General features: G+C 60.0%; 8 protein-coding genes. 1 reads left to right on the top strand and 7 read right to left on the bottom strand.

Annotated elements, in window-relative coordinates; all coding sequences use genetic code 11:
* The 7 genes from VL752_RS05840 to VL752_RS05870 form a co-directional block, all read right to left on the bottom strand.
* Positions 1-384 (bottom strand): hypothetical protein (locus VL752_RS05840; protein WP_325353095.1); only part of this gene is annotated, 384 nt, incomplete at its 3' end.
* 141 nt (positions 385-525) lie between these two features.
* Complete coding sequence (locus VL752_RS05845) at positions 526-1,959, bottom strand: pyridoxal phosphate-dependent decarboxylase family protein (RefSeq protein ID WP_325353097.1); 1,434 nt, start codon at positions 1,957-1,959, stop codon at positions 526-528.
* Positions 1,960-1,994: 35 nt separating this feature from the next.
* A complete protein-coding gene (locus VL752_RS05850; RefSeq protein ID WP_325353098.1) occupies positions 1,995-3,002 on the bottom strand; it encodes a homoserine O-acetyltransferase/O-succinyltransferase family protein in 1,008 nt (335 codons plus the stop codon).
* The gene (locus tag VL752_RS05855; protein ID WP_325353100.1) at positions 2,999-4,336 is read right to left on the bottom strand and encodes an O-acetylhomoserine aminocarboxypropyltransferase/cysteine synthase family protein; all 1,338 of its coding nucleotides are present in this window, start codon (positions 4,334-4,336) and stop codon (positions 2,999-3,001) included. The genes VL752_RS05850 and VL752_RS05855 overlap by 4 nt, the downstream gene beginning before the upstream one ends.
* Positions 4,337-4,422: 86 nt before the next feature.
* Positions 4,423-5,157: an SDR family NAD(P)-dependent oxidoreductase gene (locus tag VL752_RS05860; protein ID WP_325353102.1), complete on the bottom strand. Its 735-nt coding sequence runs from the start codon at positions 5,155-5,157 to the stop codon at positions 4,423-4,425.
* Positions 5,150-6,439 carry an ANL family adenylate-forming protein gene (locus tag VL752_RS05865; protein WP_325353104.1) on the bottom strand — a complete coding sequence of 430 codons (1,290 nt, stop codon included), beginning with the start codon at positions 6,437-6,439 and terminating at the stop codon, positions 5,150-5,152. Before VL752_RS05865 ends, VL752_RS05860 begins: the two co-directional genes overlap by 8 nt.
* An 82-nt stretch (positions 6,440-6,521) precedes the next feature.
* Entirely contained in the window at positions 6,522-6,779 is a 258-nt protein-coding gene (locus VL752_RS05870; protein WP_325353106.1) for a hypothetical protein, read from the bottom strand.
* 823 nt (positions 6,780-7,602) lie between these two features.
* On the opposite strand from VL752_RS05870, the gene VL752_RS05875 reads away from it, so the two are divergent.
* Positions 7,603-8,478 carry a thioesterase domain-containing protein gene (locus tag VL752_RS05875; protein ID WP_325353108.1) on the top strand — a complete coding sequence of 292 codons (876 nt, stop codon included), beginning with the start codon at positions 7,603-7,605 and terminating at the stop codon, positions 8,476-8,478.
* Positions 8,479-8,887 lie beyond the last annotated feature (409 nt).

The following is an 8,887-nucleotide window of genomic DNA, read 5'->3' on the forward strand; positions in this document are numbered from 1 at the left end:
GCGGGCCATTGGCTCCTCGCTCCGGACCTGAGCGAGATAGGTCTCCCCAGCCAACTTGGCTTGCGCTTCCGCCTCGGCCGGGATCACGTTCAGCAGCAGCGTGCGCCGCATGAATTCGTCGTGATTCATTTTCTCGCCCGGTAGCGCCACCCCCGGCCAAGGCGACAGATTCGAAGTGTCGCATTCCTCCCGTTCCAACTGCGCGAGTTTCGTGTCAGAGCTGAACAGGCTACGCGCGATCTGCAGGTTTTCACGGAACTGAATGCTAAAGTAATAGTATGCGCAGGCTGCTGCGACCATCTCCTCGCTGGAGAGGTTGGCCCAATCCAATTCGCAGATGTCATCGACAATTTTCTTGTAGCCATGGCTGACGATTGTATCCACTGGACAAATTCCTTCTGTGTGTTGTTGGTTTTGACTCCACGGCAGGGGCGGGGTGCGGGCCCAGGATCCTGTCCTCGACATCCGAACCTCGCCCCTGGTTGTATTGTTCGAACAATATGGAGGTGATGCGGAATGAACTGGTCATGCCGTCCTCACCGCATCAGCCGAACGAAATCCATTCAGGAGCTCGACAAGGGTCAACACGTCCTCTGGCATAGTGCGACCGTTGGTCAGACAGATTCGCACCACATCTTGACTTTTGAATTTGGTCTTGGAAATCCATGCAATTCCCGAGGCGACGACTGCCTGTGCGATCTCCGCGACCGCCGGGAATCCCTGCGGCGGGATCGCGCAAACGACGGCAAGTCGGGACCTGTTGGCAACAACCCACCCCCGCATCATGAGCTGCTGTGCCAGAAGATCGGCGAGCTCAACCGAACGCTCGACATGGTCGCTGTAGCCTTGCCAACCGACTGTCGCCAGGGAAAGAAAGAGGCGAAGCCCCAGAAAACGCCGAGACCATTGGAGTGTCGTTGTGTGCGGATCCGTCGACTGGTCCGAGGGCGGCATGTAGCTGCTGTCGACAAAGAAAGCGCGTTTCAGGACCAGGGGATGGCGGGTAATGAAGAGAGAGCATGCCATGGTGGTCGCAAGCCATTTATGGGCATCGATCGTGACCGAATCACTGTGCTCAATGCCGGCTAGAAGGCCTCGCATCTTGTTGGAGACGAGCAGACCTCCGCCCCAGGCTGCATCGACGTGGAACCAGAGACCGTGTTGACGCGCCAGGTCGGCGCAAGCATGCAGAGGATCGATGATACCAGCACCGGTGGTGCCCGCGGTCGCTGCGATCATGACAGGCACGAGGTTCTTTTGCTTGTCGTGCTCGAGCATGACGCCCAGGACTTCAGGGTTCAGGCGACCCTCGTCATCGGTTGGGACGAGCCGCACAGCGCCGTGTCCAAGACCGCACTGAACCGCTATCTTTAGCCAGGCACGATGCGCATCGTCGGAAACATAGAAGGTCGGGGGTCCATCGAACGCCAATATGCCCTTGTCGACAAAAGCGGGATCGGCCTGCGCCATGGCGCAGAGGAGTGCCGTGAAATTGGCCTCGGATCCGCCAGACGCAAAATGGCCGCCAGCCTCTGCGGGAAGCCCTGCCCGCTCGGCGAAGGCGCGGATCACATGGCGCTCGATCTCGATGGCTGCCGGGGACGTCGTCGCGGTCGCAAGCTGGGGATTAAAGGCCGCGACAATCCGCTCGGCAAGCTCCGCAGGAAGGCAGGGCGCAGGATTGAACAATCCGAAGTAGCGTGGGTTCGTCACCTGAACGACGCCCTGTTCCAGCTGGTTGACAACCCACTCGATCGTTGACTGAAGCGGCTTCGGCTCCACGAAGTCGTAGGTGGAAAGCCGATCTCGGAACACGCTGGCACTCAGGACGGGCGCGACGCGGCCCTCGCATACGCGCTGCCGCGCCTCCCGCAGAATCTCCGTGAGCAAATCCTCGTAGCGCACATAGTCCCCATCGGCGCAAAACAGGCCCGACATTGGACGGATCTGGTCTGCCATTGGCCCCGGCGCCGTCTCTTCCAAGGCCGCCAGCCTCATGGCGTGAGACCCAATTCAAGCAGCGGCTGATGCGTCATCATGCCATGCTGCTTCCGGCCTGCCGCCATGCCACCTTCCTTCCAAAGCGCCACATCGATGAGCCAGTTCCGGTAGAATGCCAGGGATGTCGGAAGCCACGGCGCGGGTCCGAGCGCCTTCCCCCATTCAGTTAAGGCTGCCGCTGCCTCCTCACGCTGGTTTTCCGCGGCGAGTGGCAAATCGCGAAGCGCGGCGGCATGAATCGTGGCGGCCGGTGAAAGATAATGCCGTGGCAGGGGAGGGGCCGTCGGGCATTCGCCGCGCTGGTACCGCCGCACATCACGCTGAAATTCCCGCAGAAGCGTATCTGAGTCATACTCGGGATGTCCCTGAAAGAAGACGAAGGGTGCACGCCCTACCTTCGCGAAAACTTCGACACCCGCCTCCTCTGCTTTCAGAAGAATACTGTAGCCCGCGCTCTCCAAATCGCTTTCAGGAAGATCGTTCCGGCGTGAATGCGGCATCAGCCATGGCGGCTTCGTCCCTTGCATGAGTGGATGATCGACCCGCGCTGTGACGCCAGGAAAGACACCGGAAAGCTTCTCGGGGAACGGCTTGCGGTCAATGCCATCGAGGTAGCGGACCGCGGCATGGGCCGCGAGACAGGACCACAGTGCCGGCGTGCCATGGGCTTCGGCCCAGTCTACCAAGCGAACCATGGTGTGCCAGAGTGGCTCGTCACGCAGGTCCCGGCTTTGCGGCTCCGCACCGGTTACGATGATGCCATCAGCTTCGCCCTCCAGGAGATCCGTCAAATCGGCATAGCCTGCGGGTATCGGTGCGGTTCCCGCGCAGAAACAGCGCAAATGCAGGTCATGCTCCACGCCGGCGGCGAAAAGCAGTTGCCTAAACTGCCGCTCCGTCGCTGCCCTGGCACCCGACATGTTGTTGACCAGTCCGATCGTCAGGGGGCGACCGGCGCCGTTGCCAGATCCGGGCGCGCTCCTCGTGCCTATACTGCTCATGCCGGCACCCGCCCCGCCCAATCGGGCGTCTCAAGATGAGTCTCCTGTTGACCACTGAGCCCGGTAGCCGCCGCCAAGGCTTGATCCAGATCGTCCAGAATATCGTCGATATGCTCGATCCCGATGCTCAGGCGAATTGTCGACGGTGTAACACCTGCCTTCACCTGATCAGCCTCCGACATCTGGCGATGCGTGGTCGATGCCGGATGGCAGGCAAGAGACTTGGCATCGCCGAGATTGACAACGCGCTTGACCAACTTGAGCGCGTCATAGAAGCGAACGCCGCCTTGGTAACCGCCGACAGCGCCAAAGGTCATGAGCGAGCAGGCATGGCCACCCAGGTACTTCTGGACGAGTTGATGATAGCGGTTTGTCGAAAAGCCTGCATAGTTGATCCACTCAACGCGCGGATCATCCCGAAGGAACTGCGCGACCTTTGCCGCGTTTTCGACATGACGTTCGACTCTGATGGCCACGGTCTCGATCCCCTGAAGCAGGAGGAAGGCACTCACCGGCGCCAAGGCAGCGCCTACGGTGCGGAGGAACACGCTACGGCAGCGCGCCATGTAGGCGGCCCTGCCAAAACGTTCCGTATAGATCAGGCCGTGATAGGACGGGTCAGGCGTCGAAAACATCGGGAAGCGATCCGGATACCGGTCCCATGGGAAAGTGCCACCGTCGACCACGATTCCGCCAAGCGTCGTTCCGTGACCACCCATGAACTTCGTGAGAGAGTGCACGACGATGTCAGCACCATGCTCGATCGGCCTGGTGAGGATTGGTGTCGCGACGGTGTTGTCAACTACCAAAGGCACGCCCGCGCGGTGGGCGACATCCGCGAGCGCCGCGATATCCGCCACGTTCCCGGCCGGGTTGCCGACGCTTTCACAGTAGACCGCGCGCGTATCGGCATTGACCAGCTTCGCGATATCGTCCGGACTGTCGCCCTCGGCAAACTGCACCTGCACGCCGTTATTCGGAAAGTAGTGTGCGAACAGGCTGTGGGTGGTGCCGTAAAGCTGTGGGACGGATACGATGTTGCATCCAGGAGAGACGAGATTGGAGATGGCGCAATGCAACGCCGCCTGCCCGGAAGCCACACTCATGGCTTCAACTCCGCCTTCCAGCGCCGCAACACGCCGCTCCAGCACGACGTTCGTTGGATTGCTTATCCGGCTATAGCGATAGCCCTCGGTCTCCAGGTTGAAGAGCGAGGCGGCGTGGTCCGCACTTTCAAATTCGTAGGCGACAGTCTGATAAATGGGCACAGCCATGGCCCGGGTTGCGCTGTCCGCCTCGAAGCCCGCGTGAAGTGCGATTGTTTCGTGACGCATTGCCCTACCGTCCAAAAAACGTCGTTGCCTGCCTGCAATCCGCTCCGATGACGATGCGGCAATGCCGCTCGGCCGCGGATCATGTCTCATGCCGTGGTACCTGCATCGACCGTCATCACAGTACCCGTGATGTTGCGGGCTTTGTCGCTCATTAGAAACGCCACCGCCGAAGCGACGTCGGTGATCTCGACCATCCGGCGGAGCGCCGAACGCCGCTCGATTTTGGTTCGGTCGACGTCGGACAGCTCCTGCGTCATCTCGGTCGCGACGAAGCCGGGCGCCACGGCGTTCACGGTGATCCCGGCCGGTCCCAACTCGCGCGCCAACGATCCCGTAAATCCGTTCATCGCAGCCTTGGTCGCGCTATAGGCGGAGAGCCCGCCATAGCCCGTCTCGGCGACGATCGAGGAGATATTGACAATCCTGCCCGTACCGATGGCGAGCATGGATCGCAGGACATGCTTTGTCAGAAGCACAGGAACCGTGACATTCAAGCGCACCAGACGCTCCGCGTCGGCGTCCAGGATTTGACTAGCCAGAGAGGAGGTGCCGAGACCCGCATTATTGACGAGGCCATAGATCGGCCCCCCGTCTGCTCTGACGGATTTGACGAAGGAGCCGAGTTCCGTGGTCTCGGCCAGGTCGCAGGAACGGAAATGAAGAGCGCCGGATCCTGCTTCAGCGGCAGAGTCGATCGCCCGGGAAAGCTCGGGTGTGAGTTTGCGGGCTACGGCGTAGACAGCGAAACCCGCTGCGGCGAGGGCTTCACTGATCCCGAGCCCCAAACCTCGGCTCCCTCCGGTGACGATGACGTTACGCATAGTGGCGTGCCAACTTGCCAGAGGCGGAGAGAGCCAAGGACGAGACAATCCGAAGTGAAACGGGAACCTCATGCGGCGGCAGTGACTGCCGGCAAAATTCCATGAGAGTCGTCTGCACCGCGGCAGAGCTACTGTCCTCTCCCCGTAAAACGACATCGGCAACGACGATGGAGCCAGTGATCGGGCTCCTGCGGGATGATACGCGGGACATGCTCACGGCCGGATGCCGGTTGATTACCGATTCAACTGCCCCGGGATGAACTTTGAGTCCCCCGACGTTGATGATGTCGTTGCGACGTCCTACGAAAAGGTATCGGTCGCCGTGTTGCTCGACGATGTCGCCGGTGTCGACAAAGCCATTCGGTCCCGCGAGCATGGTCGTCTCTGCTCCGAGATAGCGCGTCGCGATGCGCGCAGAGCGGATCTGCAACGAACCATCTTCCACCCGCAGCTGGACCGGTCCTTCGGCGGAGAGGAGCGTGATGGGAAAGCCGGCCTTACCATCTCGCACGTCGAAAGCCACACCTGCCTCGGTTGACGCGAAGGCGTGCGCCACCTGTGCATGCGGGAAATGACGCGCCAAGTTGTCGAGGATGGCTTGATCGGCGGCTTCTCCTGAAAGCCGGATGTACCGCGGAGCCATGGAGCCAGCGGCGCCACTCATCAACGCGCGCCGCCATTGGGATGGGGTTCCCGAAATATGGGTGACCCCGGCGCGGCCCACGCGCTGCAGAAAGTGAGCCGGAGACTCGGACGAATCGGACAGCACCATCGATCCGCCGCAGGCCAGCGCCCGCAATAGCACCTGCATACCGCCATAGCGGCGGATATCATAGAAAGTACTCCAGACCGGAGGCACGTCGCCTGAGCCGACCCCGTCCCCGACGGCACCCGTCAATGTCGCAAGACTGTGCACAACCATCTTCGGCCGACCGGTGGAGCCGGAGGTGAATAGGACCCATTCGGTCGCGATCGGTTCGCCACTGTCAGTCTGGTTGTGCCGCAGATGCTCGCCACATGGCATCACGGGCAGGCCGCCGCCGACATCTGGCCTGAACCGTCCACCCTCGGTTACGATAAGGTCGATGCCCGCATCCTTGATCGCGAGCTCTATATGCTCCTGCGATAAATCCGGCGTGCAGATGACGATACGCCGGACCAGACCGTCCAGCGCGACAAGGGCAAGAACCGTCGCAAGCTGTGAGACCGTTGCTAATAGCACGCAGCGATCACGCATGAGAGGCCCAGCTTCGAGGCTCTTCTTCGAGGCAAGCTCACTCAAGGCAATCCTGTGGGCAGCATTCGCTACAAAGGAGGCGTCGCCAGGGCGACCGCGTCCGATCACCTCGATGAGCGACGCGGGCCTAGGTTGGGACATGTTCGGCGGCCGCCTCGTAAATCGCGATAAAGTCGCCCAAAGTCACCGGGAAGTTCGTGTTGGCCTCGTCACTCAATGGATCGAGACCGAGTTCGTCATCGAGGTTCGCTACAAGAATGGCAAAGCAAAGGGAGTCGAGCCCGGTCTCCAGAAGCGGCAGGTCGTCGCTCAGCGGGCTCAGCTGTTTGTCCTGCTGTCGGGCCACTCGGTGGATTTGTTCGACGATGGTGGACCGAATGCTCATTCTATCTAGTCCCTATTGTGCTAACTGGATGGAGCGGGACGCACACGATGTTCGAACACGTCCCCATCGATGTCGTGGCAAAGTTAGGTGGCTCGGTCACTCAAGCGGTCCTCCACAGTGGTTTCGGGGAACCTATCCAGCCGGAGGCGGGTGGGCTCTGTGGCCGCGTCGCGATCTCTTATAAGATTGCGGAAACAATTCTGTGTAGGCTGGTCTATCCATGTAGCGAGACGCGACGAAGCTACCACTTCAGACAAGGGTCTCGAACCGCTCATATCTCATCGCTCCGTCTGATGTCCCTGTCCATCAGACCTGGTGTGAGAAAAATCTGGCCTTTAAAGCCTTATCTGCGATCGTGTCGCACTTTGATCAGCCAAAGCTATCACTAATGTCCGGGGCCTGCGCCTCGCCTAAAAAGGTGGAATCGCGATCGTCCGGTATACCTATTTAGGAGAGGTCGTCCCGCTGTGAAGTTGGTCTGTCGCCTTTCCCAAGGGTTATACCCCGGGCCAGCTTGTGACAGTTGACAGCCCTGGGATGGCCGGTTGTGGCGCGCTCATGATCTAACAGCGATCGTTCTATGTTATCGGCGGTGTATGACATGCCGCCTGGCGTCCGCTTTGGCAGCTCCCCAGCCTGCTTCTAAGCCATTTTGCTGAAATTGGAGTAGCTTGTGCAAGGTCCGTCCCGCCGTTACGCTTTTTCATGAGGTGACCGTCGCGCTTTTTTTGGAATGGAAGCAGTGCACGCCCCTGTCCTGACACAAGGTGCAGTTCGACAATCCGACGCGCCGGCAGTGGGGGCCTTATCCTGTCACCCGACAATGGAGCGGCTCGCTTCGAACGCAACCTGGGCGGAGGCGCTGCGCAGGGCGGACACGGCGATAGCCCCCCTAAACGTCACGGGTGACCGGATACCAATCTACTGGGTCCATTCCGTAACCGGCCTTGGAACCGACCCTATACGGTTGGCAAAATCGCTGGGCCCGGGCCAGCCCTTCTACAGCCTGCGTGCACCGAGCCGAAACAGAACGGCATCCTTCGCCTCCTCCGTCCAGGACATCGCTCTTTACTACGCAAGGGAAGTCGCAGCGTTTCAGCCGCAGGGACCCCTCGTGGTCGGCGGTTGGTCTGCGGGCGTCGTCGTCGCATTCGAAATGGCGCAGCAACTGAGGGCCATGGGGCGGGATGTGCGCTATCTCGTTGCGGTTGATTTTGCGCCACACAACAGCGCAGTCAAAGCGAATGCGTTGAAGATGCTCACGCTCAGGACGGTGAACTGGCTGTATAGGCAAAGCACGACGAGAATGTCCTTTCGCATGCTTGTGAAGCGCATCCTGGGGAAGGCGCTCGAGACGACCCACGATACGTTCACGACGGGTCATCCGTTAGATGAATTGATTGAGCATTTGCGATATACGAAGACGGAAGGGGATTTCGTACGCCGGCTGCACGATGAGGTCGACCGATACGTGCCCGTTCCGTACCCGGGTGCCGTTCTTTTCTATGTCGCTGTCGAAGACGATGGCAAGAGGCGTGCGAGCAATCGCAACCTGCATTCGAACCACATGATCAAGGTGTGGCGGTTCCTGGCTGGAAGCCTGACGGTCTCGAAAATCAACGGGGATCACGACAGCTTGCTGAAGGGTGAGAGCGTGACCGAGCTGGCGCGACGTCTTGAGGCAGATTTGCAGGGCTAAACCGGATGAGCAGGTTTGCCGTCCGAGTGTAGCCGATGTCGTGAGCAATGAGGGTCGACGCGGCTCATTCACTGAGCGCGCCAGCCCTGTATCCGCACAATAACAAGCGACCATAGAGCAATGAAGTTGAAGCGATCAGGTCCCGCCTGACGCTTTAATCTTACTTATGACGGCGAACACTTCTAGCGATCTCCTGCGATTTTAGCTTGACGGAGCGCAGGCGGCGCAGCAATGATGTATGAAAATTCGACAGTGAATAAATATTCTTACGATTGTAGAGATGATAGGGCGGAAATGACGGATCTTCCGGCAAGTGTGATGGGCGCGGACCTGCGCGCGAAAATTGTCGCCGCGGATGAGCCAGAGCGGCGGCAATTGCTCGCCCGGTTAGCGGCAGAAATTCGAATCG

Origin of the sequence: Acidisoma sp., assembly GCF_035492295.1 — a bacterium.
Classification (GTDB): Bacteria; Pseudomonadota; Alphaproteobacteria; order Acetobacterales; family Acetobacteraceae; genus Acidisoma.

Excerpts from the sequence above, each read along its gene's own strand:
- VL752_RS05875 (WP_325353108.1), top strand. The coding sequence starts at position 7,603 with ATGGAGCGGCTCGCTTCGAACGCAACCTGGGCGGAGGCGCTGCGCAGG.
- VL752_RS05870 (WP_325353106.1), bottom strand. The coding sequence starts at position 6,779 with ATGAGCATTCGGTCCACCATCGTCGAACAAATCCACCGAGTGGCCCGA.
- VL752_RS05855 (WP_325353100.1), bottom strand. The coding sequence starts at position 4,336 with ATGCGTCACGAAACAATCGCACTTCACGCGGGCTTCGAGGCGGACAGC.
- VL752_RS05845 (WP_325353097.1), bottom strand. The coding sequence starts at position 1,959 with ATGGCAGACCAGATCCGTCCAATGTCGGGCCTGTTTTGCGCCGATGGG.
- VL752_RS05850 (WP_325353098.1), bottom strand. The coding sequence starts at position 3,002 with ATGAGCAGTATAGGCACGAGGAGCGCGCCCGGATCTGGCAACGGCGCC.
- VL752_RS05860 (WP_325353102.1), bottom strand. The coding sequence starts at position 5,157 with ATGCGTAACGTCATCGTCACCGGAGGGAGCCGAGGTTTGGGGCTCGGG.